Source organism: Pseudomonas sp. BT76 TE3572, from assembly GCF_050435365.1.
GTDB lineage: Bacteria > Pseudomonadota > Gammaproteobacteria > Pseudomonadales > Pseudomonadaceae > Aquipseudomonas > Aquipseudomonas fluorescens_W.
Genome location: NZ_JBNDKE010000001.1, coordinates 5,218,488 through 5,241,508 on the forward strand (window position 1 = coordinate 5,218,488; position 23,021 = coordinate 5,241,508).

The window sequence follows — 23,021 nt, forward strand, 5'->3', positions numbered from 1 at the left end:
ACGCCAAATGTTGCAACCAAAGCGTACGAAGTTCCGCAAGCAGATGACAGGCCACAACCGTGGTCTGGCACAGCGCGGTAGCAAAGTCAGCTTCGGCGAGTTCGCGCTGAAGTCTGTAGCTCGTGGTCGTCTCACCGCTCGTCAGATCGAGTCAGCGCGTCGTGCTCTGACCCGTCACGTTAAACGTGGCGGCAAGATCTGGATCCGTGTATTCCCGGACAAGCCTATTTCCAAAAAGCCACTCGAAGTTCGGATGGGTAAAGGTAAGGGTAGTGTGGAGTACTGGGTTGCCCAGATTCAGCCAGGCAAAGTCCTGTATGAAATCGAGGGTGTTACTGAAGAGCTGGCGCGTGAGGCTTTTGCCTTGGCTGCTGCAAAGCTGCCGCTCGCCACTGCCTTCGTTAAACGGACGGTGATGTGATGAAAGCGAACGAACTTCGTGAAAAAGACGCGCCGCAGCTTAACGAGCAACTGCTCGGCCTGCTGCGCGACCAGTTCAATCTGCGTATGCAGAAAGCAACTGGCCAGTTGGGGCAGTCTCACCTGCTCCGGCAAGTTAAGCGTGACATCGCTCGCGTGAAGACTGTGCTCAAACAGCAGGCAGGTAAGTAATCATGGCTGAAGCCGAAAAAACCGTCCGTACGCTGACTGGCCGTGTTGTCAGCGACAAAATGGACAAGACCATCACCGTTCTGATCGAGCGTCGCGTTAAGCACCCGATCTACGGTAAATACGTTAAGCGTTCGACTAAGCTGCACGCGCACGACGAAACCAATCAGTGCCACATCGGCGACAAAGTCACTATTCGTGAAACTCGTCCTTTGGCCAAGACTAAGTCTTGGGCGCTGGTTGATGTTCTCGAACGCGCTGTGGAAGTCTAAGGACTAGGGGTCGGAGAAATTATATGATTCAGACTCAATCCATGCTCGATGTGGCCGATAACAGCGGCGCTCGCCGTGTTATGTGCATCAAGGTGCTGGGTGGCTCCCATCGTCGTTACGCTGGTATCGGTGACATCATCAAAGTTACCGTGAAGGAAGCAATTCCTCGCGGTAAAGTGAAAAAAGGCCAAGTGATGACTGCTGTTGTAGTCCGCACTCGTCACGGCGTACGTCGTGCTGATGGCTCCATTATCCGCTTTGATGGCAACGCTGCTGTTCTTCTGAACAACAAGCAAGAGCCGATCGGCACCCGTATCTTTGGGCCAGTGACCCGTGAACTTCGTACTGAGAAGTTCATGAAGATCGTCTCGCTCGCCCCAGAAGTGCTGTAAGGAGATCCGACATGCAAAAGATTCGTCGTGACGACGAGATCATCGTGATCGCCGGCAAAGACAAAGGTAAGCGCGGTAAGGTGCTTAAGGTTCTCGCTGACGACCGTCTGGTCGTTGGTGGTCTGAACCTGGTCAAGCGTCATACCAAGCCTAACCCGGCGTCGGGCGTACAAGGCGGTATCGTCGAGAAAGAAGCGCCACTGCACGCTTCCAACGTTGCCATTTTCAACGGCGAAACCAACAAGGCTGATCGCGTTGGTTTCAAAGTAGAAGACGGTAAGAAAATTCGTGTCTTCAAGTCGACCCAAAAAGCGGTTGATGCTTGAACACTGCTAGGTAGAAGACCATGGCACGACTAAAAGAGATTTACTGGAAGGAAATCGCACCGAAGCTTAAGGAAGAACTTAAGCTTTCGAACGTGATGGAAGTTCCACGCGTTACCAAAATCACCCTGAACATGGGTCTGGGCGAAGCGGTCGGTGACAAAAAAGTCATCGAGCACGCTGTTGCCGATCTGGAAAAGATCACCGGTCAGAAAGTCGTTGTGACTTACGCTCGGAAATCCATCGCTGGCTTTAAAGTCCGTGAAGGTTGGCCGATCGGCGTCAAAGTGACTCTGCGCCGTGAGCGTATGTACGAATTCCTGGATCGTCTGCTGTCGATCTCCCTGCCTCGGGTCCGCGACTTCCGCGGCCTGAATGCCAAGTCCTTCGATGGTCGTGGTAACTACAGCATGGGCGTTAAAGAGCAGATCATCTTCCCGGAAATCGACTACGACAAGATCGATGCTCTCCGCGGTCTGGACATTACCCTGACCACCACTGCCAAGAACGATGATGAAGGTCGCGCGCTGCTGCGTGCTTTCAAATTCCCGTTCCGCAACTGATTGGAGTAGGAAAATGGCCAAGATGAGCATGAAAAACCGCGAGCTGAAGCGTCAGCTCACGGTTGCCAAGTACGCCAAAAAGCGTGCAGCACTGAAAGCAATCATCGTTGATCTGAACGCAAGTCCAGAAGCACGTTGGGAAGCTACAGTAGCTCTGCAGAAGCAGCCACGTGACGCAAGCGCCTCGCGCATGCGTAACCGCTGCCGCCTGACCGGTCGTCCACACGGCGTTTACCGCAAGTTCGGCCTTGGCCGTAACAAACTGCGTGAAGCTGCAATGCGTGGTGACGTACCTGGTCTGGTTAAAGCCAGCTGGTAAGCACTATCAAAGTCTCGGTGGTCCGGATCGCAAGATCCTGACCACCGGTGACCTTGAACTTGAATCAAGCCCCTATTGGGGCTTGATTCATTTGTGGGGTGTGTCTAGAATACCCGGCTCGCCTGAGCCCGTGCTTTTTTCGCATGGATGAGCTCGGCGACAAGTAGTAGCCGCAAGGCTAATTTTTTTGTATTAGGAGCGTCTAGCCCATGAGTATGCAGGACCCGTTAGCGGACATGCTAACTCGAATCCGTAATGCCCAGATGGCTGAAAAGTCCGTCGTAAGCATGCCATCTTCTACTTTGAAGGTAGCTGTTGCCAAAGTCCTGAAGGACGAAGGTTACATTGCGGGTTATCAGATCAGCAGCGAAATCAAACCACTGCTGTCCATCGAGCTGAAGTACTTCGAAGGCCGTCCGGTTATCGAAGAAGTGAAGCGCGTTAGCCGTCCAGGCCTGCGTCAGTACAAGTCCGTCGATGATCTGCCAAAAGTTCGTGGCGGTCTCGGTGTGTCTATCGTCTCCACCAACAAAGGTGTGATGACGGATCGTGCTGCGCGCGCTGCCGGTGTCGGCGGCGAAGTTCTTTGCACTGTGTTCTAAGGGGGGATAAGCATGTCACGCGTCGCTAAGAACCCCGTTAAGCTGCCAGCCGGTGTCGAAGTAAAATTCGCAGGCCAACAGCTTTCGGTGAAGGGTGCCAAGGGCACTCTCGAACTGAACATCCATTCGTCCGTTGAGATCGTTGAAGAAGCTGGTGAGCTGCGTTTCGCTGCTCGCAATGGCGATCAACAAACTCGCGCAATGGCTGGTACCACTCGTGCGTTGGTAAACAACATGGTCCAAGGCGTAAGCCAAGGCTTCGAGCGCAAGCTCCAGCTGGTCGGTGTTGGTTACAAAGCGCAAGCAAAAGGCACAGTGCTGAACCTGGCTCTTGGCTTCTCGCACCCAGTGGATTATGAACTGCCGGAAGGCATCACCGCTGAGACTCCTAGCCAAACCGACATCCTGATCCGGGGTATCGATAAGCAGCTGGTAGGTCAAGTGGCCGCCGAGATCCGCGACTTCCGTCCACCAGAGCCGTACAAAGGCAAAGGTGTGCGCTACGCGGACGAAGTCGTCCGTCGTAAAGAAGCCAAGAAGAAGTAGGGCATAGCAAATGACCGACAAAAAAGTTACTCGACTGCGTCGCGCTCGCAAAGCACGCCTGAAAATGCACGAACTCGAAGTCGTGCGTCTCTGCGTGTTCCGCTCGTCGCAGCACATCTACGCCCAGGTCATTTCGGCCGACGGCAACAAAGTCCTGGCATCTGCCTCGACTTTGGATAAAGAACTGCGTGATGGCGCCACTGGCAACATCGACGCGGCCACTAAGGTTGGCCAGCTGGTCGCTACGCGTGCTAAAGCCGCTGGCGTCTCGCAGGTGGCTTTCGACCGCTCTGGCTTCAAGTACCATGGCCGCGTCAAGGCGCTGGCTGATGCTGCTCGTGAAGCTGGGCTGGAGTTCTAAGTTATGTCAAATAACGACCAAAAGCGCGACGAAGGCTACATTGAGAAGCTGGTTCAAGTTAACCGCGTAGCCAAAACCGTTAAAGGCGGCCGTATCTTCACTTTCACCGCGTTGACCGTGGTGGGTGATGGTAAAGGGCGTGTTGGCTTCGGCCGTGGCAAGTCGCGTGAAGTGCCTGCTGCGATCCAGAAGGCAATGGAAGCTGCTCGCCGCAACATGATCCAAGTTGATCTGAACGGCACCACTCTGCAGTACGCAATGAAGTCCGGTCACGGCGCTTCGAAGGTGTACATGCAGCCTGCTTCTGAAGGTACCGGTATCATCGCTGGCGGCGCTATGCGTGCTGTCCTCGAAGTTGCTGGCGTTCAGAACGTTCTGGCCAAGTGCTACGGCTCGACTAACCCGGTAAACGTGGTTCACGCCACTTTCAAAGGTTTGAAAGCTATGCAGTCTCCTGAATCCATTGCCGCCAAGCGTGGCAAAAGCGTCAAGGAGATCTTCTGATCATGGCTACCGTTAAAGTTACGCTGATCAAAAGCATGACCGGCCGCATCCCTAACCACAAACTGTGCGTTAAGGGTCTGGGTCTGCGTCGCATCGGTCACACTGTAGAAGTACTTGATACTCCCGAGAATCGCGGGATGATCAACAAGGCTTACTACATGCTGCGTGTCGAGGGTTAATCGATGAAACTCAATGATCTGAGTCCAGCGCCGGGTTCCCGTCGCGAAAAGCATCGTCCGGGCCGTGGTATCGGTAGTGGTTTGGGCAAAACCGGTGGCCGTGGCCACAAAGGTCAGTCCTCCCGCTCCGGTGGCACCATTGCTCCAGGCTTTGAAGGCGGTCAACAGCCGCTGCATCGTCGCCTGCCGAAGTTCGGTTTCGTTTCCCTGAAAGCAATGGATCGCGCAGAAGTGCGTTTGTCCGAGCTGGCTAAAGTGGAAGGCGACATCGTCACCGTGCAGTCCCTGAAAGATGCCAACGTGATCAACGTCAACGTACAGCGTGTGAAAATCATGCTGTCCGGCGAAGTTACTCGCGCTGTCACCATCGGAAAGGGAATCGGCGCCACCAAAGGTGCGCGTGCGGCTATCGAAGCAGCTGGCGGCAAGTTCGAGGAATAAATGGCTAAGCAAGGTGCTCTCTCTGCGCTCGGCAAAGGCGGTATGTCTGAACTCTGGGCTCGTCTGCGTTTTCTGTTCCTGGCGATTATCGTCTACCGAATAGGCGCACACATCCCGGTTCCAGGTATCAACCCGGACCGACTCGCGGACCTGTTTCGACAGAATGAGGGGACCATTCTTAGCTTGTTCAACATGTTTTCCGGCGGCGCGCTGGAACGGATGAGCATCTTTGCACTGGGGATCATGCCGTACATTTCGGCATCGATCATCATGCAACTGATGACCGCCGTCAGCCCGCAGCTGGAACAGTTGAAGAAGGAAGGTGAAGCTGGCCGTCGCAAGATCAGCCAGTACACCCGCTACGGCACTGTCGTCCTCGCTCTTGTCCAGGCAATTGGCATGTCCATTGGTCTGGCAGGGCAGGGCGTTGCGTTCACTGGTGACTTTGGCTTCCATTTCGTCGCGGTATCCACTTTTGTGGCTGGTGCGATGTTCATGATGTGGCTGGGTGAGCAGATTACTGAGCGTGGTGTTGGCAACGGTATCTCGATGTTGATTTTTTCGGGTATCGTCGCCGGTCTTCCGAGAGCGATCGGGCAGTCTTTCGAGTCTGCGCGTCAGGGTGATATCAACATCTTCGCCCTGGTTGCCATCGGTTTGCTGGCAGTAGCGATTATCGGTTTCGTGGTGTTCATTGAGCGTGGTCAGCGTCGTATTGCTGTTCACTACGCCAAGCGTCAGCAGGGCCGCAAGGTCTTCGCTGCGCAGACTAGCCACTTGCCGCTGAAGGTGAACATGGCCGGCGTTATTCCGGCCATTTTCGCGAGCAGCATTTTGCTGTTCCCGGCTTCGTTGGGTGCCTGGTTCGGCCAGTCTGAAGGTATGGGCTGGTTGCAGGACATCTCGCAGTCGATCGCTCCTGGTCAGCCGTTGAATATTCTGCTGTTTAGTGCAGGGATTATTTTCTTCTGCTTCTTCTATACGGCGTTGATGTTCAATCCGAAAGACGTAGCGGAAAACCTGAAGAAGTCCGGTGCCTTTATTCCGGGCATCCGTCCAGGTGAGCAGTCTGCGCGCTACATTGATGGCGTTCTGACTCGCTTGACCATGTTCGGTGCTCTTTACATGACGGCCGTGTGCCTGTTGCCCCAGTTCCTGGTGGTTGCAGCAAACGTACCGTTCTACCTTGGCGGGACCTCGTTGCTGATCGTCGTCGTGGTTGTGATGGACTTCATGTCCCAAGTACAATCGCACCTCGTTTCGCACCAGTACGAATCCCTGATGAAGAAAGCCAACCTGAAGGGTTACGGCAGCGGCATGTTGCGCTGAGTACCCATAAGGTTCGAGGAGTTGGTGATGAAAGTTCGTGCATCGGTGAAAAAGCTGTGCCGTAACTGCAAGATTATTCGCCGCGAAGGTGTTGTTCGAGTAATTTGCAGCGCGGAACCGCGTCACAAACAGCGCCAAGGCTGAGTGTGATTGTGCTTCAAGCCCGGCAGCTAGTGCGCTGCCGGGTTGATTATTTGTTATTACAGCGATATTATCTCGCGCCCTATTTCTTGGCTTCCGGGGCGTAGGTAGCTGTCAATTGGAGTCCCACTGAATGGCCCGTATTGCAGGCGTTAACATTCCAGATAACAAGCATACTGTTATCTCGCTGACCTACATCTATGGTGTTGGTCGCACTACTGCACAGAAGATCTGTGCAGTGACTGGGGTAAACCCAGCCGCAAAGATCAAAGATCTGAGCGACGAGCAGATTGAACAGCTGCGTGGCGAAGTGGCGAAGTTCACCACTGAAGGTGACCTGCGTCGCGAAATCAACATGAAAATCAAGCGTTTGATGGACCTCGGTTGCTATCGCGGTCTGCGTCATCGTCGTGGTCTTCCAGTGCGCGGTCAGCGTACCAAGACTAACGCGCGTACCCGTAAAGGTCCGCGTAAGCCGATCCGCAAGTAATCGCCCCAGCGAATCGACAGGAAATTAATCATGGCTAAACCTGCTGCTCGTCCTCGTAAAAAAGTTAAAAAGACAGTGGTTGATGGCATCGCCCACATCCATGCATCTTTTAACAACACAATCGTGACCATCACCGACCGTCAAGGCAACGCTCTTTCCTGGGCTACCTCCGGTGGTTCGGGTTTCCGCGGTTCCCGCAAGTCCACCCCGTTTGCTGCTCAAGTAGCTGCTGAACGTGCTGGTCAAGCTGCGCTGGAATACGGTCTGAAAAACCTCGACGTTAACGTCAAAGGTCCAGGCCCAGGTCGTGAATCTGCAGTCCGCGCTTTGAACGGCTGTGGCTACAAGATCGCCAGCATCACCGACGTGACGCCAATCCCGCACAACGGGTGCCGTCCGCCGAAGAAGCGCCGCGTGTAATCCAGGAGATTGTAAAGAATGGCTCGTTACATTGGTCCAAAATGCAAACTCGCTCGTCGCGAAGGCACCGATCTCTTCTTGAAGAGCGGCGTGCGCGCGATCGAATCGAAGTGCAACATTGAAGCAGCACCTGGTATCCACGGCCAACGCCGCGGTCGCCAGTCCGATTACGGCACCCAACTGCGTGAAAAGCAGAAGGTCCGTCGTATCTACGGCGTTCTCGAGCGTCAATTCAGCGGCTACTACAAAGAAGCTGCTGGCAAGAAAGGCGCAACTGGCGAAAACCTGTTGCAACTGCTCGAATGCCGTCTGGACAACGTTGTATACCGTATGGGTTTTGGCTCTACTCGTGCCGAATCCCGTCAGCTGGTATCGCACAAATCCGTAAGCGTTAACGGTCAGACCGTAAACGTGCCGTCGTACCAGGTTCGTGCTGGTGACGTGGTCGCGATTCGCGAGAAAGCAAAGAACCAACTTCGCATTGTCCAAGCTCTCGATCTGTGTGCCCAACGTGGCCGCGTAGAATGGGTAGAAGTAGACACTGAGAAGAAGTCGGGCGTTTTCAAGAACGTTCCTGCTCGCAGTGATCTGTCCGCCGACATCAACGAAAGCCTGATTGTCGAGCTCTACTCCAAGTAAGGGCTAGAAAATAGGTGCATCCATGCAGATTTCGGTAAATGAGTTCCTGACACCCCGCCATATTGATGTGCAGGTTGTCAGTCCAACCCGCGCCAAGATCACTCTCGAGCCTCTCGAGCGTGGTTTCGGCCACACCCTGGGCAACGCGCTGCGCCGCATCCTGTTGTCCTCAATGCCCGGCTGCGCAGTAGTCGAGGCCGAGATTGACGGTGTGCTCCATGAGTACAGCGCCATCGAAGGTGTACAGGAAGACGTAATTGAAATCCTGTTGAACCTTAAAGGTCTGGCTATCAAGCTGCACGGCCGTGACGAAGTTACGCTGACCTTGTCGAAGAAGGGTTCGGGGGTGGTTACCGCTGCCGATATTCAGCTGGATCATGATGTCGAGATCGTTAACCCCGATCACGTAATCGCTAACCTGGCGTCTAACGGCGCCCTGAACATGAAGCTCACCGTAGCTCGTGGTCGTGGTTATGAACCGGCAGACTCGCGTCAGAGCGATGAAGACGAAAGCCGCAGCATCGGTCGCTTGCAGCTTGACTCTTCGTTCAGCCCGGTTCGCCGTATCGCATACGTGGTGGAAAACGCCCGTGTCGAACAGCGTACTAACCTGGACAAGCTGGTTATTGATCTGGAAACCAACGGTACTCTGGATCCTGAAGAGGCAATTCGCCGCGCTGCAACCATTCTGCAACAGCAGTTGGCTGCGTTCGTCGACCTCAAAGGTGACAGTGAGCCAGTGGTTGTCGAGCAGGAAGACGAGATCGATCCGATCCTGCTTCGCCCGGTTGACGATCTGGAACTGACTGTACGTTCGGCTAACTGCCTTAAGGCGGAAAACATCTACTACATCGGTGACCTGATTCAGCGTACCGAAGTAGAGCTGTTGAAGACTCCGAACCTTGGCAAGAAATCCTTGACTGAAATCAAGGACGTTCTGGCCTCCCGCGGTCTGTCCCTCGGCATGCGCCTCGACAACTGGCCGCCTGCAAGTCTTAAGAAGGACGACAAGGCGACTGCCTGATCGTCGTAATCACCGAACGTTGTGTTTGGTAAGGAATGAACCATGCGTCATCGTAAAAGTGGTCGTCACCTGAGCCGCACTAGCTCGCACCGCAAGGCCATGTTTCAAAACATGGCAGTGTCGCTGTTCGAGCACGAGCTGATCAAAACTACACTGCCGAAAGCTAAAGAACTGCGTCGCGTTGCTGAGCCGCTGATCACTTTGGCCAAGACAGACAGCCTGGCTAACCGCCGTCTGGCTTTCGACCGTACTCGTTCGAAAGCTATCGTTGGTAAGCTCTTCAACGACCTGGGCAAGCGTTACGCTACCCGTGAGGGTGGCTACCTGCGCATCCTCAAGTGCGGTTTCCGCACTGGCGACAACGCGCCTATGGCGTACGTCGAGTTGGTTGATCGTCCTGCCGGTGGTGAAGCTGTATCCGCTGAGTAAGACGTCAGTCTGAAACGAAGAACCGGGCCTAGTGCCCGGTTTTTTGTGTCTGTAAGAAACGCGCTGTTTATACAAGCTTTCCTGCGATCCATGCCGTCATGCTGCGAACGGGATTCGTTGGTAGTATTTTTCTATTGATCTCTGCAAATTAATGAATTTGTAGCCTTCCTGATCAATGGTCAATACTCCGTCCCAAGCCGATTAGCCGGCAGTTCAAAATACTGACAAAGGAAGAGATCGCATGAGCCAAAATAAAACACTTACCACTGCCAGTGGCGCTCCTGTCGCTGATAACCAGAATTCCCGTTCCGCCGGCCCTCGTGGCCCGCTGCTGCTCGACGACTTTCACCTGATCGAGAAGCTTGCCCACTTCAACCGTGAAAACATCCCTGAGCGCCGTGTACATGCCAAAGGTTCCGGTGCTTACGGTACGTTCACCGTAACTCGGGACATCACCGAGTACACCAGCGCCAAACTGTTTGAGTCTGTCGGCAAGCAAACCCCAACCTTCCTGCGGTTTTCCACCGTGGGCGGCGAGCGCGGTTCTGCTGATACCGAGCGCGATCCACGTGGTTTCGCCCTGAAGTTCTACACCGAAGAAGGCAACTGGGACATCGTCGGCAACAACACGCCCGTGTTCTTCATCCGTGATCCTTTGAAGTTCCCGGACTTTATTCACACTCAAAAACGTCTTCCACAAAGCAACCTGAAAAGTGCGCAAATGATGTGGGACTTCTGGTCGCACTCACCTGAGGCGTTGCACCAGGTCACCATTCTGTTCTCGGACCGCGGCATCCCCGATGGCTACCGTCACATGCACGGCTTCGGCAGCCACACCTACAGCCTGATCAGCGCCAATGGCGAGCGTCACTGGGTGAAGTGGCACTACAAGACCAAGCAAGGGATTAAAAACCTGGCGCCAGCAGAAGCGGCACGCCTGGCCGGTACCGATCCGGATTACGCACAGCGTGATCTGTTCGGCGCGATCGAGCGCGGTGATTTTCCGAAATGGCGCGTATGCATCCAGATCATGACTGAGGCTCAGGCCGCAGCGCACTACGAGAACCCGTTCGACGTGACCAAGACCTGGTCGCAGAAAGAGTTTCCGCTGATCGAAGTGGGCGAGCTGGAGCTTAACCGCAACCCGCAGAACTATTTTGCTGAAGTCGAGCAAGCGGCGTTCGGTCCGAGCAACATGGTTCCGGGTGTCGGTTTGTCGCCTGACCGCATGCTGCAAGGGCGAGTGTTCGCTTACGCCGATGCCCACCGCTACCGTATTGGCACCAACCACCAGCAATTGCCGGTGAACGCGCCTCGCAGTCCGGTGAACAGCTATCAGCGCGACGGTTCGATGGCATTTGGCAGCAATGGCGGTGCGACACCTAACTACGAGCCGAACAGCTACGTCGAATCACCGAAACAAGCACCTCGCTACGCAGAGCCAGCGCTTGCGCTGAGTGGTGCAGCTGATCGCTACGATCATCGCGAAGATACTGACTACTACAGCCATGCGGGTGCGCTGTTCCGTCTGATGAGTGATGAGCAGAAAGCCCTGCTGGTTAACAACATCGCCGGTGCCATGGCCGGGGTTTCCAGCGACGTGATTGATCGTCAATTGCAGCATTTCTTCAGGGCCGACCCGGCGTACGGAGAAGCAATCGCAACGGCGTTGGGCGTACAGCTTAACGAAGTCTAAACGAGAAGCAGAACCGCCCTCATTAGGGCGGTTTTTGCGTTATTTAAACCACTTTTCTCAGAATATCTTCGCTTTTATAGCGCGAGTAGAGTGACCAAACAGTCTGCTTGGTTCAAACTACAGACTTTCAAGCAGGGAGATGTAGGGCGATGCAAGGCCACCCAGACGTAATCGATTACCTCAACACGTTGCTGACCGGCGAACTGGCGGCGCGTGATCAATATTTCGTCCATTCGCGGATGTATGAGGACTGGGGTTTCACTAAGCTCTACGAACGTATCAACCACGAGATGGAAGAAGAGGCCGGGCACGCTGATGCCCTGATGCGCCGAATTCTGATGCTCGAAGGTACGCCACGCATGCGTCCGGACGACCTTGATGTCGGCACTTCTGTGCCGGACATGCTCGCCGCTGACCTGCGGCTGGAATACAAGGTCCGCGCCGCGCTCTGCAAAGGCATCAAGCTCTGCGAGCAGCACAAGGACTATGTCAGCCGCGAGATGTTGCGGGTTCAGTTGCATGACACCGAAGAAGACCACACCTACTGGCTCGAAAAGCAGTTGGGTCTGATCAAGCTGATCGGTCTGGAAAATTACCTGCAATCGCACGCCTGATTGCACCGGGTACAAAAAAGCCCCTGTCACCGATGAGGTGACAGGGGCTTTTTCATGGGCCTGATTCAGGCTTTGTCGCGAGCCAGCAGCGGCTTGAGGTAGAAGCCCGTGTGAGACTGCTTCATCTCGGACACTTCTTCCGGCGTACCGACGGCAATGATCTGGCCGCCCTTGGAACCGCCTTCCGGCCCCAGGTCCACCAACCAGTCGGCCGTCTTGATCACATCCAGATTGTGCTCGATCACCACCACGGTGTTGCCGTGGTCGCGCAATCGATGCAATACGTCGAGCAGCTGCTGAATATCCGCGAAGTGCAGGCCAGTTGTCGGCTCATCGAGGATATACAGCGTCTTGCCGGTGTCGCGCTTGGACAATTCGCGGGACAGCTTCACCCGTTGGGCTTCACCACCCGACAGCGTGGTCGCTGACTGCCCGAGCTTGATGTACGACAGGCCGACATCCATCAGCGTCTGGAGCTTGCGCGCCAGGGCCGGAACCGCGTCGAAGAACACCCGCGCTTCCTCGATCGTCATCTCGAGGGTTTCGTGGATGCTCTTGCCCTTGTACTTGATCTCGAGGGTTTCGCGGTTGTAGCGTTTGCTCTTGCAGACGTCGCACGGGACATAGATGTCCGGCAGGAAGTGCATTTCCACCTTGATCAGGCCATCGCCCTGACAGGCCTCGCAACGCCCGCCCTTCACGTTGAAGGAGAAGCGTCCAGGACCATAACCGCGGGAGCGGGACTCCGGCACACCAGCGAACAGTTCGCGAATCGGTGTGAACAACCCGGTGTAGGTCGCCGGGTTGGAACGTGGCGTTCGACCGATCGGGCTCTGGTCAATGTCGACAACCTTATCCAGATGCTCCAGACCTTTGATGCTGTCGTGAGCGGCCGCTTCGAGCGTTGTTGCACCGTTCAGTGCCGTAGCGCTAAGCGGGAACAGGGTGTTGTTGATCAGCGTCGACTTGCCCGAGCCAGATACGCCGGTTACGCAGGTCAGCAGGCCGATCGGGATGTCCAGATCGACATCGCGCAAGTTGTTGCCACGGGCGCCCTTGAGGGACAGCGACAACTTCTTGTTACGCGGCGTGCGTTTGGCCGGGACTGCAATTTTAACCCGGCCCGACAAGTACTTTCCGGTCAACGAATCAGGATGAGCCATGACTTCGGCTGGCGTGCCTTCGGCGACAATGTGTCCGCCGTGTACACCTGCGCCCGGACCGATATCCACCACGTAGTCAGCCAGGCGAATCGCATCTTCGTCGTGCTCGACCACGATCACCGTGTTGCCGATGTCCCGCAGGTGCTTGAGCGTACCGAGCAACCGATCGTTGTCCCGTTGGTGCAAACCAATCGACGGTTCGTCGAGGATGTACAGAACGCCCACCAGGCCTGCACCGATCTGGCTGGCCAGACGGATACGCTGCGCTTCACCACCGGACAGCGTGTCCGCACTGCGATCCAGCGACAAATAGTCCAGGCCAACGTTGACCAGGAACTGCAGTCGCTCGCGAATTTCCTTGAGAATCTTGTCAGCAATTTCGCCACGGCGGCCGGTGAGTTTCAGCACGCCGAAATATTCACAGGCATCGCCAATCGGCAGATTGGTCACCGCCGGCAGCGTCTTCTCGCCAACCCACACATGCCGCGCCTCACGACGCAGGCGAGTACCACGGCAATCCGGGCAAGGCTGGGTGCTGAGGAACTTGGCCAGCTCTTCACGCACCGAGGCGGACTCGGTTTCGCGGTAGCGACGGTCCAGATTCGGCACGATGCCTTCGAACGGGTGCGAGCGTTTGACGATGTCGCCGCGGTCGTTCAGGTATTTGAAGTCGACGTTCTGCGAACCGCTGCCGTGCAGGATGAACTTCTGCTGATCGGCCGTCAGTTCGTTGAACGGCACTTCCAGGCTGAACTTGTAGTGTGAAGCCAACGAGCCGAGCATCTGGAAGTAATAGACGTTGCGCCGGTCCCAGCCACGAATCGCGCCTTCCGCGAGCGTCAGTTCGCCATTGACCAATCGCTTGATGTCGAAGAACTGCTTAACACCCAGGCCATCACACGTCGGGCAAGCGCCGGCCGGGTTGTTGAAGGAGAACAGCTTGGGTTCCAGTTCGCTGATGGCATGCCCGCAGATCGGGCAGGCGAAGCGTGCGGAGAAGATGATTTCCTCGCCGGGCTCGTCGTCCATCGGCGCGACCAGGGCGATGCCGTCTGCCAGCTTCAGCGCAGTCTCGAACGACTCGGCCAAACGCTGTTGCAGGTCGGCGCGTACCTTGAAGCGGTCGACCACCACATCGATCGAGTGCTTCTTCTGCTTGTCCAGCTTCGGCAATTCGTCCAGCTCGCAGAGCCGTCCGTTGACCCGGGCCCGCACAAAGCCTTGGGCGCGCAGTTCTTCGAAGACCGAAAGGTGTTCGCCTTTACGCTCGCGGATAACCGGGGCCAGCAGCATCAGCTTGCTGCCCTCCGGCTGGGCGAGGACCAGGTCGACCATCTGGCTGACGGTCTGGGCTTCCAGCGGAATGTCGTGATCCGGGCAACGCGGAATACCCACGCGAGCGTAAAGCAGGCGCAGGTAATCGTAGATTTCGGTGATGGTGCCGACCGTCGAGCGCGGGTTGTGCGAGGTCGATTTCTGCTCGATGGAAATGGCTGGCGACAAACCTTCGATGGTGTCGACGTCAGGCTTTTCCATCATCGACAAAAATTGCCGCGCGTAGGCCGACAGCGATTCGACGTAGCGGCGCTGGCCTTCGGCGTACAGCGTGTCGAATGCCAGGGATGATTTTCCGGAGCCGGACAGGCCGGTGATGACGATCAGTTTGTCCCTGGGCAGGGTCAGGTCGATGTTCTTCAGGTTGTGGGTTCGGGCCCCACGAATCAGGATCTTGTCCAAAGTGGCCTCGCTCGGCGGGCGTCGAAAACGTAGGAGTATACGGCCAAATACTGGATGGATGCACACTATCGAATGAGCGGGTTACAGGCTTACATGAAGAGTCTGTCAGCAGAGCGCGTCAAAGCGTCGCGATATACCCCGTCAATCGATGGGACTGGTAGAATCGCCGCCGGTTCACATGAGGTTTTTCCATGCACGATCCCCACAGCGAACGCATGAGTGGCAGCGAGACCCGCGCAGCAAGCGGTCTGGCCCTGGTGTTCGCCTTCCGTATGCTTGGCATGTTCATGGTGTTGCCGGTACTGGCGACCTATGGGATGGATCTGGCAGGAGCGACCCCGGCCCTTATCGGGCTGGCGATTGGCGCTTACGGCCTGACCCAGGCGATCTTTCAAATTCCCTTCGGCTTTATTTCCGACCGCATCGGTCGTCGCCCGGTGATTTACCTGGGGCTGATCGTCTTCGCCCTCGGTAGCGTGCTGGCGGCCAATGCCGACTCGATCTGGGGCGTGATCGCCGGACGAATCCTGCAAGGCGCCGGGGCGATTTCCGCGGCAGTGATGGCGTTGCTGTCAGACCTGACCCGCGAACAGCATCGGACCAAGGCCATGGCCATGATCGGTATGACGATCGGTCTGTCGTTCGCTGTCGCGATGGTTGTAGGACCGTTGCTGACCCGCGCCTTTGGCCTGTCCGGGTTGTTCCTCGCCACGGGCGGCATGGCGCTGTTCGGCATCGTGATCGTGATGTTCATGGTGCCGCGCTCAACCGGGCCGTTGCAGCACCGCGAGTCCGGCGTTGCGCGCCAGGCGCTGATACCGACGCTCAAGCATCCAGACCTGCTGCGTCTGGACCTGGGCATTTTTGTGTTGCACGCGATGTTGATGTCGAGCTTCGTTGCATTGCCTTTGGCGCTGGTCGAAAAAGCCGGGTTGCCCAAAGAGCAGCACTGGTGGGTCTACCTCACTGCGCTGCTGATTTCCTTCTTCGCCATGATCCCGTTCATCATCTACGGCGAGAAGAAACGCAAAATGAAACGAGTTTTACTCGGCGCCGTCGCGACGCTGATGCTCACTGAGCTATTCTTCTGGCAGTTCGGCGATAGCTTGCGGGCTCTGGTGATCGGGACGGTGGTGTTCTTCACTGCGTTCAATCTGCTGGAAGCTTCGTTGCCATCGCTGATCAGCAAGGTTTCACCAGCAGGCGGCAAAGGCACGGCGATGGGGGTTTATTCCACCAGTCAGTTCCTCGGTTCGGCACTGGGCGGGATCCTCGGCGGCTGGTTGTTCCAGCATGGCGGTCTGTCGGTTGTATTCCTTGGATGCGCCGGCCTGGCTGCCCTCTGGCTGGCCTTTGCTGTTACCATGCGCGAACCACCTTATGTCACGAGCCTGCGCTTGCCGTTGTCGCCCGAGGCGATCCGCGAAGCGGGTCTGGTTGAGCGCCTGAAGGCCGTCGTAGGGGTAACAGATGCGGTGATCGTTGCTGATGAAGCGGCGATTTACATCAAATTGGACACAGAACTATTGGATCGCACGACCCTTGAGCGCCTGGTGAACAACCCGGCCGAGGCAGCGTGCGTAGCCTAGGAGAACGTTATGGCCCGTGGGGTTAACAAAGTCATATTGGTCGGCACTTGCGGCCAGGATCCCGAAGTTCGCTACTTGCCTAACGGTAACGCCGTGACCAACCTGAGTCTGGCGACCAGCGAACAGTGGACCGACAAGCAAACCGGTCAGAAAGTCGAGAAGACCGAATGGCACCGTGTGTCGATGTTCGGCAAAGTTGCCGAGATCGCCGGCGAGTACCTGCGTAAAGGTTCGCAGGTCTACATCGAAGGCAAGCTGCAGACCCGCGAGTGGGAAAAAGACGGTATCAAGCGTTACACCACTGAAATCGTGGTCGACATGCAAGGCACCATGCAGCTGCTGGGCGGCCGTCCACAGCAGGGCGACCAACAAGGCGGGGGCAATAACTACCAGCAGTCCGCCCCAGCCCCACGCCAGCAGGCTCCGCGTCCGCAGCAGTCGGCTCCGCAACAGTCGCGTCAGGCTCCGCCTCCACAGCAAGCCGCTCCACAGCCGGCTCCTGATTTCGACAGCTTTGATGACGATATCCCGTTCTAAAAAGCAGCGATCCAGTCAGTAAAAAAAAGCGAAGCCATCAGGCTTCGCTTTTTTTGTGGGCGCCGTTAACTGGATAGCGTCGTCACGTTGGTCCGCGCGGTATGCAGTTTTTTGTAGCTCTCGATCAAGCGCAAGTGCCTGTCGAGCCCTTCCAGTTTGATGCTGGTCGGCGTCAAACCATGGAAGCGCACACGGCCTTCAACCGAGCCGATCACTGCATCCATTCGTTCGTTGCCAAACATCCGGCGGAAATTGGCCTCGTAGTCTTCCAGTTCCAGGTCTTCGTCCAGCTTCATCTCCAGCACCGCGTTGACGGCTTGGTAGAACAAGCCGCGCTCAACCGTGTTGTCGTTGTACTGCAGGAACATCTCCACTGCCTCTTTCGCCTCTTCAAATTGCTGCAAGGCGAGATAAATCAGCAGCTTCAACTCCAGGATCGTCAGCTGACCCCAGGCCGTATTGTCGTCAAATTCGATGCCGATCAGGGAGGTGATGTCGGTGTAGTCATCCAGCTCACTTTCCACCAGGCGCTCAACCAGCGCTTGCAGTTCGTCGTCGTCCAGGCGATGCAGGTTCAGGATGTCGTCGCGGAAGAACAGTGCTTTGTTGGTGTTGTCCCAGATCAGATCGTCTACCGGATAGATTTCCGAATAGTCCGGCACCAGGATGCGGCAGGCCGTCGCGCCGATATGCTCGTAGACCGCCATGTACACTTCTTTGCCCATGCCTTTGAGAATGCCGAACAAGGTCGCAGCTTCGTCGGTATTCGAGTTTTCACCTTGGCCGGAGAAGTCCCACTCCACGAATTCGTAATCGGACTTGGAGCTGAAGAAGCGCCACGACACCACGCCGCTGGAATCGATGAAGTGCTCGACGAAATTATTCGGCTCGGTCACCGCATGGCCTTCAAACGTCGGCTGGGGCAAGTCGTTGAGGCCTTCGAAGCTGCGGCCCTGGAGCAGTTCGGTCAGGCTGCGCTCCAGCGCCACTTCCAGGCTCGGGTGCGCGCCGAACGAGGCGAACACACCGCCGGTACGCGGGTTCATCAATGTGACGCACATCACCGGGAATTCACCGCCCAGGGATGCATCCTTCACCAATACGGGGAACCCTTGCTCTTCCAGCGCCTGAATACCGGCCAGTATCCCGGGGTACTTCGCCAGCACATCGGCGGGCACATCCGGCAGTGCAAATTCACCTTCGATGATTTCGCGTTTTACCGCACGCTCGAAGATCTCCGACAGGCATTGCACCTGAGCTTCAGCCAGCGTGTTGCCGGCACTCATGCCGTTGCTCAGGAACAGGTTTTCAATCAGGTTGGACGGGAAATACACCACTTCGCCGTCCGACTGGCGCACGTATGGCAGCGAGCAGATGCCGCGCTCTTCATTGCCCGAGTTGGTGTCGATCAGGTGGGAGCCACGCAACTCGCCGTCGCGGTTGTAAATCTTCAGGCAGTACGCGTCGAGGATTTCGGTCGGCAGTTCATCTTTACGGCCAGGCTTGAACCAGCGTTCGTCCGGGTAATGCACAAACGGCGCGTTGGCGATCTCTTCGCCCCAGAACTGATCGTTGTAGAAGAAGTTGCAGTTGAGTCGCTCGATAAACTCGCCCAACGCCGACGCCAGCGCGCCTTCCTTGGTTGCGCCCTTGCCGTTGGTAAAACACATTGGCGAATGCGCATCGCGGATATGCAGCGACCACACGTTGGGAACGATATTGCGCCACGAGGCGATTTCAATCTTCATGCCCAGGTCCGCCAGAATGGCCGACATATTGGCGATGGTCTGCTCCAGCGGCAGATCCTTGCCCGCAATATAGGTGCTCGCCTCTGAGGCAGAAGCAGGCATCAGCAACGCTTGGGCATCGGCGTCGAGGTTTTCCACCTCTTCGATCACAAACTCAGGCCCGGCCTGGACCACTTTTTTCACGGTACAGCGGTCGATGGAACGCAGGATGCCCTGGCGGTCCTTATCGGAAATATCCGCCGGCAACTCGACCTGGATCTTGAAAATCTGGTTGTAGCGGTTTTCCGGATCAACAATGTTGTTCTGCGACAGGCGGATGTTTTCGGTGGGAATACTGCGAGTGTCGCAGTAGAGCTTCACGAAATACGCCGCACACAACGCCGACGAAGCCAGGAAGTAGTCGAACGGACCCGGTGCCGAGCCATCGCCCTTGTAGCGGATAGGTTGATCGGCCACCACCGTGAAGTCGTCGAACTTGGCTTCAAGTCGAAGGTTGTCGAGAAAGTTGACCTTGATTTCCATGGGGGATTACCAGAATAACGGCTAGACGATTTGGCCGCCATTATCCGGCTTTTCGGCCGTAAGTCTCAGAAAAAAGGCCAGTCACGTGCGCGCGTGACTGGCCTTCTTTGTTTCGGGCGCGTCGGATGCAAAAGCGTTGATCAGTGTTGCGCTGCCAGGAACTCGTCGGTGGACACTACGCTGGCATAGGCAAAACCCAGGGCCGACATGAAGGCGGCGTGAACGTGGGCGGCCGGAACGGTGAGGCCGTTGAACTCCAGGTCACGGGAGGCACAGGCGTCGTGAATGACAGTGACGGCGTAACCCATGTCGGCGGCTGCGCGGGTAATGCCGTCGATGCACATGTGGCTCATGCTGCCGACCACCACCAATTCCTTGATGCCTTGTTCGTCGAGGATCGATTTCAGTTGTGTTTCACGGAACGAGTTGACGAAGTGCTTGAGCACGACCGGCTCATCGGCGCGATTCAGGACTTTGGGGTGCAGCTTCGCGCCTTCCGAACCCGGGGTGAAGAAAGGGGCTTCGTCGGAGGTGAATTCGTGGCGGATGTGTACCACCGAATCCCCCGCATCGCGGAAGGCTTTGAGCAGACGAACGGCGTTGTCCGCGGCGGCATCGGCGCCGACCAGCGGCCACTTGCCTTGGGGGAAGTAGTCATTTTGGATATCGACTACGATGAGTGCTTGCTTGGCCATGACTGTTTCCTCGAAGTGCTTGTTGGTGTGGAATGAAGTATTGGGTCTGGCAGGCCTTCCGAGGATTGGCCGCACCGACAATAGAAGGGGGAAAACTGACAATGGACGCAGAAAGGCCAATCGCCGAGTTGGGCGTGCTGATCTATCCCGGTGCGCAGATGGCGGCGGTGCATGGATTGACCGACTTGTTCGGGGTGGCGAACCGGATTGCCGCCGAGCATCAGGCGGCGCAGTTGCCGTTGCTGCGGATCAGCCATTGGCAGGTTGATGGCGAACAGACGCCCGAGCGGGTCTACGACAGTCATCCCGCTGCAGACGGTGCGTTGGTGGCGGTGTTGATCCCGCCGTCGATTGCCGGTTTTTCCGAAGGCCAGGCACCGCAGGCGCTGTTTCGCTGGCTGCGTCAGCAACACGCCAATGGCGCGACACTCGGCGGGGTTTGTGTGGGGTCGATTCTGTTGGCCGAGAGTGGTCTGCTCGACGGTCGTAGCGCCACCACCCACTGGACCTCGGCCAAAGCCTTCGCCGAGCGTTACCCGGCGATCAAGCTCAAGGCCGACACACCCATCGTAGACGACGGTGATCTGATCACCACTGCGGGGCTGATGGCTTGGTCCGAACTGGGCTTGCGCCTGGTCAACCGCCTGCTGGGGCCAAGCATCGCCACCAGTACCGCGCGGTTTTTGGTGGTGGAGCACAGCGACAGCGCGAGCGAGTGCGGCAGCAATTTTTCACCGATTCTCAGCCATGGCGATGCCTCGATTCTCAAGGTCCAGCATTGGCTGCAAAGCACCGGAGCAACTGACGTGTCGCTGGCGACGATGGCCGAGCGGGCAGGGCTGGAAGAGCGCACGTTCCTGCGTCGGTTTCGCGCGGCAACCGGGCTCAAACCCACTGAGTATTGCCAGCACCTGCGGGTCGGCAAGGCCCGGGAAATGCTGGAGTTCACCAACGGCACCATCGATCACATTGCCTGGACGGTGGGTTATCAGGACCCGAGTGCCTTCCGGGCGACGTTCAAGAAGATTACCGGGTTGGCGCCAAGTGATTACCGGACACGGTTTGGGGTTGGAGCGAGTCAGGGATGAGCGTCAGTCGTGCAAAATGCCAGAGTTGAAGCCCTTGTCGTGCAGAATCAAACAGGCAGGGTGCCATCATGTTTTTCGTAACGGGCTGATTTGAAAAACGTTTGTCTTTTGGCCCCCTTGGCCTGATCTCTGCACCCCTTCTACTACATTCATCAAGCGCAGATTGAGGGGGACGCATGACCCCGGCAAATCGCAAGAAACTGGTGGTCGCCCACTCCGTGCGCCCCGAGGCTCCGTTGCACGAAGTGGAAACCAATCGTGCGCTGGCCCGTTGGCTGGCGCAGATCCTGGGGCTTAAATACGGCGGCAGTTACGACCCCGAATTGCACAACGGGCGAGACCTGTATCTGTTGCCGACCCAGACGCTTGTGGGCGTCGCTGCCGCCCGGCAATTAGGCGTTAAAGGGCCGGAGGATTTGTGGGGCGGTTATGTCGACCATGATTTCATCTGCACCAAAGCCATCAGCCACGGATTGCGCAACAAAGATGCTCATGCACCGGAAGGCTGGTCACCGTTGTTTTCCGAACGCGTGCGCAGCGTGGTGCTCGACGGCCTCAGTGTTTTTTCCATGGACGATGCGCGTCCTGCGGCGGAGCATCTGCTCTACAGCGGCCCGATCCGCATCAAGCCGATTCATGCCTGCGCCGGACGCGGTCAGGAAGTGATCAAAAGCCTCGACCAGTTCGATGCCATCCTCGCCAGACCAGAGGCCAAAGCGCTGTTCACCGAAGGTGTGGTGCTGGAGCAGGATCTGGACCACGTGATCACCCACAGCGTCGGTCAGAGTTTTATCGGCGACACGGTGCTGAGTTATTGCGGTGATCAGTACTTGACCGAAGACGGTCAGGGCGAGCAGGTTTATGGAGGGTCCAACCTGCTGGTAGTGCGGGGTCATTACGACGATTTGCTCGAACTGGAAATACCGGACGATGTGCAGCTGGCGATCCGTCAGGCGCAAGTGTTCGACCGTGCCGCGGATGAGGCTTATCCCGGTTTCTACGCCTCACGGCGCAACTACGACATCGCCCAAGGCGTGGACAGTAACGGCAAAAAGCGCAGCGGCGTGCTCGAGCAATCCTGGCGGATGGGCGGTGCCAGCAGCGCTGAAGTTGCCGCGTTGCAGAGCTTCGTCAACGACCCCGGGATGCGCGCGATTCGCGTGTCGTCGGTCGAGACCTACATCGACCAGCCCCTGCCGGCGGACGCCATCGAGGTGTATCGCGGGCCGGCGCAAAACAGTGACTTTCTCCTCAAGTACGTAACGGTTAAATCCTATGACGGCTAGAAGCGAAACCATTCAAATCGACATCGACGATGAACAGATGGTCGGGACTTTTCTCAGCCCCAAATCAAAAGTCCCCGGTGTGCTTTTTGTGCACGGTTGGGGCGGCAGTCAGGAGCGGGACCTGGAGCGGGCCAAAGGTATCGCCGGTTTGGGGTGCGTGTGCCTGACGTTCGACTTGCGCGGACATACCGGCGGGGCCGGAATTGCGCTGAGTCGAGTCACGCGCGAAGACAACCTGCGCGACCTGCTGGCGGCGTATGACCGCTTGCTCGCACACCCGGCGCTCGATACATCGGCGATTGCCGTGGTCGGCACCAGTTATGGCGGTTACCTGGCCTCGATCCTGACCTCGTTGCGCCCGGTGCGCTGGTTGGCGCTGCGGGTGCCGGCGCTGTATCGCGATGATCAATGGCACACGCCCAAACGTGACCTGGACAAGCTCGATTTACGCGATTACCGCAGCACGTTAGTCCGCGCCGACAGCAATCGTGCGCTGCATGCCTGTTCGCAGTTCACTGGGGATGTGCTGCTGGTCGAATCAGAGACCGACGACTATGTGCCCCACGCGACGATCATGAGTTACCGCGCGGCCTGTCAGCAGACTCACTCGCTGACCCACCGGATAATCGACGGCGCCGATCACGCCTTGAGTGACCCCGTTTCGCAACAGGCATACACCTCGATCCTGGTGAGCTGGATCACCGAGATGGTGGTGGGCGAGCGGTTGAGCATTATTCAGTCATCGTGAAAACGTCGCAGCCTT

The 23,021-nt window shown here is 56.9% G+C and carries 30 protein-coding genes; 27 read left to right on the top strand and 3 right to left on the bottom strand.

Annotation, left to right across the window (positions count from 1 at the left end; translation table 11 throughout):
* Positions 1 to 7: 7 nt before the first annotated feature.
* The 22 genes from rplP to bfr all read left to right on the top strand — a co-directional run bounded on the left by rplP (position 8) and on the right by bfr (position 11,893).
* Positions 8 to 421, top strand: coding sequence for a 50S ribosomal protein L16 (gene rplP / locus ABH912_RS23655; protein WP_008145497.1), 414 nt, complete (start codon positions 8 to 10; stop codon positions 419 to 421).
* The gene (gene rpmC / locus ABH912_RS23660) at positions 421 to 612 is read left to right on the top strand and encodes a 50S ribosomal protein L29 (RefSeq protein WP_008030901.1); all 192 of its coding nucleotides are present in this window, start codon (positions 421 to 423) and stop codon (positions 610 to 612) included. The genes rplP and rpmC overlap by 1 nt, the downstream gene beginning before the upstream one ends.
* 2 nt (positions 613 to 614) lie before the next feature.
* Positions 615 to 881 (top strand): 30S ribosomal protein S17, encoded by a 267-nt coding sequence (rpsQ, locus tag ABH912_RS23665; protein ID WP_003176419.1) that lies wholly within the window; start codon positions 615 to 617, stop codon positions 879 to 881.
* A 23-nt stretch (positions 882 to 904) separates the two neighbouring features.
* Entirely contained in the window at positions 905 to 1,273 is a 369-nt protein-coding gene (gene rplN, locus ABH912_RS23670) for a 50S ribosomal protein L14 (protein ID WP_002555479.1), read from the top strand.
* 11 nt (positions 1,274 to 1,284) lie between these two features.
* Positions 1,285 to 1,599 carry a 50S ribosomal protein L24 gene (gene rplX / locus ABH912_RS23675; RefSeq protein WP_033059465.1) on the top strand — a complete coding sequence of 105 codons (315 nt, stop codon included), beginning with the start codon at positions 1,285 to 1,287 and terminating at the stop codon, positions 1,597 to 1,599.
* 20 nt (positions 1,600 to 1,619) lie between these two features.
* Entirely contained in the window at positions 1,620 to 2,159 is a 540-nt protein-coding gene (gene rplE, locus ABH912_RS23680; protein WP_003176415.1) for a 50S ribosomal protein L5, read from the top strand.
* Positions 2,160 to 2,172: 13 nt separating this feature from the next.
* Positions 2,173 to 2,478 carry a 30S ribosomal protein S14 gene (gene rpsN, locus ABH912_RS23685; RefSeq protein WP_003176414.1) on the top strand — a complete coding sequence of 102 codons (306 nt, stop codon included), beginning with the start codon at positions 2,173 to 2,175 and terminating at the stop codon, positions 2,476 to 2,478.
* A gap of 209 nt (positions 2,479 to 2,687) precedes the next feature.
* Positions 2,688 to 3,080, top strand: a complete 393-nt coding sequence (gene rpsH / locus ABH912_RS23690; RefSeq protein ID WP_003186040.1) for a 30S ribosomal protein S8 — start codon at positions 2,688 to 2,690, stop codon at positions 3,078 to 3,080.
* 12 nt (positions 3,081 to 3,092) lie between these two features.
* The gene (rplF, locus tag ABH912_RS23695; RefSeq protein WP_007896774.1) at positions 3,093 to 3,626 is read left to right on the top strand and encodes a 50S ribosomal protein L6; all 534 of its coding nucleotides are present in this window, start codon (positions 3,093 to 3,095) and stop codon (positions 3,624 to 3,626) included.
* A 10-nt stretch (positions 3,627 to 3,636) separates the two neighbouring features.
* The gene (gene rplR / locus ABH912_RS23700) at positions 3,637 to 3,987 is read left to right on the top strand and encodes a 50S ribosomal protein L18 (RefSeq protein WP_003186037.1); all 351 of its coding nucleotides are present in this window, start codon (positions 3,637 to 3,639) and stop codon (positions 3,985 to 3,987) included.
* Between the two features lie 3 nt (positions 3,988 to 3,990).
* Positions 3,991 to 4,491: a 30S ribosomal protein S5 gene (rpsE, locus tag ABH912_RS23705; RefSeq protein WP_007943782.1), complete on the top strand. Its 501-nt coding sequence runs from the start codon at positions 3,991 to 3,993 to the stop codon at positions 4,489 to 4,491.
* A gap of 2 nt (positions 4,492 to 4,493) precedes the next feature.
* Positions 4,494 to 4,670, top strand: a complete 177-nt coding sequence (gene rpmD / locus ABH912_RS23710; protein WP_003186033.1) for a 50S ribosomal protein L30 — start codon at positions 4,494 to 4,496, stop codon at positions 4,668 to 4,670.
* 3 nt (positions 4,671 to 4,673) lie between these two features.
* The gene (rplO, locus tag ABH912_RS23715) at positions 4,674 to 5,111 is read left to right on the top strand and encodes a 50S ribosomal protein L15 (protein WP_007896782.1); all 438 of its coding nucleotides are present in this window, start codon (positions 4,674 to 4,676) and stop codon (positions 5,109 to 5,111) included.
* Positions 5,112 to 6,440: a preprotein translocase subunit SecY gene (gene secY, locus ABH912_RS23720; protein ID WP_003228718.1), complete on the top strand. Its 1,329-nt coding sequence runs from the start codon at positions 5,112 to 5,114 to the stop codon at positions 6,438 to 6,440.
* Between the two features lie 27 nt (positions 6,441 to 6,467).
* Positions 6,468 to 6,584, top strand: coding sequence for a 50S ribosomal protein L36 (rpmJ, locus tag ABH912_RS23725; RefSeq protein ID WP_002555468.1), 117 nt, complete (start codon positions 6,468 to 6,470; stop codon positions 6,582 to 6,584).
* A gap of 130 nt (positions 6,585 to 6,714) precedes the next feature.
* Entirely contained in the window at positions 6,715 to 7,071 is a 357-nt protein-coding gene (gene rpsM, locus ABH912_RS23730) for a 30S ribosomal protein S13 (protein ID WP_003186020.1), read from the top strand.
* Positions 7,072 to 7,101: 30 nt separating this feature from the next.
* On the top strand, positions 7,102 to 7,491 hold the full coding sequence (rpsK, locus tag ABH912_RS23735; RefSeq protein ID WP_002555466.1) for a 30S ribosomal protein S11: 390 nt from the start codon (positions 7,102 to 7,104) through the stop codon (positions 7,489 to 7,491).
* 18 nt (positions 7,492 to 7,509) lie between these two features.
* Entirely contained in the window at positions 7,510 to 8,130 is a 621-nt protein-coding gene (gene rpsD / locus ABH912_RS23740; RefSeq protein ID WP_003210056.1) for a 30S ribosomal protein S4, read from the top strand.
* A 22-nt stretch (positions 8,131 to 8,152) separates the two neighbouring features.
* Positions 8,153 to 9,154, top strand: coding sequence for a DNA-directed RNA polymerase subunit alpha (locus ABH912_RS23745; RefSeq protein ID WP_003186012.1), 1,002 nt, complete (start codon positions 8,153 to 8,155; stop codon positions 9,152 to 9,154).
* A 42-nt stretch (positions 9,155 to 9,196) separates the two neighbouring features.
* Positions 9,197 to 9,583: a 50S ribosomal protein L17 gene (rplQ, locus tag ABH912_RS23750; RefSeq protein ID WP_008145500.1), complete on the top strand. Its 387-nt coding sequence runs from the start codon at positions 9,197 to 9,199 to the stop codon at positions 9,581 to 9,583.
* Positions 9,584 to 9,824: 241 nt separating this feature from the next.
* Complete coding sequence (locus ABH912_RS23755) at positions 9,825 to 11,279, top strand: catalase (protein ID WP_429511780.1); 1,455 nt, start codon at positions 9,825 to 9,827, stop codon at positions 11,277 to 11,279.
* Positions 11,280 to 11,428: 149 nt separating this feature from the next.
* On the top strand, positions 11,429 to 11,893 hold the full coding sequence (gene bfr / locus ABH912_RS23760; RefSeq protein ID WP_429511781.1) for a bacterioferritin: 465 nt from the start codon (positions 11,429 to 11,431) through the stop codon (positions 11,891 to 11,893).
* 65 nt (positions 11,894 to 11,958) lie between these two features.
* Here bfr and uvrA read toward each other — a convergent pair whose 3' ends face one another.
* Positions 11,959 to 14,793: an excinuclease ABC subunit UvrA gene (uvrA, locus tag ABH912_RS23765; RefSeq protein WP_033059462.1), complete on the bottom strand. Its 2,835-nt coding sequence runs from the start codon at positions 14,791 to 14,793 to the stop codon at positions 11,959 to 11,961.
* A gap of 191 nt (positions 14,794 to 14,984) precedes the next feature.
* On the opposite strand from uvrA, the gene ABH912_RS23770 reads away from it, so the two are divergent.
* On the top strand, positions 14,985 to 16,382 hold the full coding sequence (locus ABH912_RS23770; protein ID WP_033059461.1) for an MFS transporter: 1,398 nt from the start codon (positions 14,985 to 14,987) through the stop codon (positions 16,380 to 16,382).
* A gap of 9 nt (positions 16,383 to 16,391) precedes the next feature.
* Entirely contained in the window at positions 16,392 to 16,919 is a 528-nt protein-coding gene (locus tag ABH912_RS23775) for a single-stranded DNA-binding protein (RefSeq protein WP_010467282.1), read from the top strand.
* A gap of 65 nt (positions 16,920 to 16,984) precedes the next feature.
* Here the strand turns inward: ABH912_RS23775 and ABH912_RS23780 are convergent, their stop codons facing one another.
* Both ABH912_RS23780 and ABH912_RS23785 read right to left on the bottom strand, forming a co-directional pair.
* Complete coding sequence (locus ABH912_RS23780; RefSeq protein ID WP_033059460.1) at positions 16,985 to 19,189, bottom strand: OsmC domain/YcaO domain-containing protein; 2,205 nt, start codon at positions 19,187 to 19,189, stop codon at positions 16,985 to 16,987.
* A gap of 140 nt (positions 19,190 to 19,329) precedes the next feature.
* Positions 19,330 to 19,884: a cysteine hydrolase family protein gene (locus ABH912_RS23785; RefSeq protein WP_429511782.1), complete on the bottom strand. Its 555-nt coding sequence runs from the start codon at positions 19,882 to 19,884 to the stop codon at positions 19,330 to 19,332.
* 101 nt (positions 19,885 to 19,985) lie between these two features.
* Between ABH912_RS23785 and ABH912_RS23790 the strand changes: the two genes are divergently transcribed.
* From ABH912_RS23790 to ABH912_RS23800, 3 genes are all read left to right on the top strand, one after another.
* On the top strand, positions 19,986 to 20,972 hold the full coding sequence (locus ABH912_RS23790; RefSeq protein ID WP_429511783.1) for a GlxA family transcriptional regulator: 987 nt from the start codon (positions 19,986 to 19,988) through the stop codon (positions 20,970 to 20,972).
* A gap of 176 nt (positions 20,973 to 21,148) precedes the next feature.
* Positions 21,149 to 22,258, top strand: a complete 1,110-nt coding sequence (locus tag ABH912_RS23795; RefSeq protein ID WP_429511784.1) for a DUF3182 family protein — start codon at positions 21,149 to 21,151, stop codon at positions 22,256 to 22,258.
* Complete coding sequence (locus tag ABH912_RS23800; protein WP_033059456.1) at positions 22,248 to 23,006, top strand: alpha/beta hydrolase family protein; 759 nt, start codon at positions 22,248 to 22,250, stop codon at positions 23,004 to 23,006. The genes ABH912_RS23795 and ABH912_RS23800 overlap by 11 nt, the downstream gene beginning before the upstream one ends.
* Positions 23,007 to 23,021: the final 15 nt, after the last annotated feature.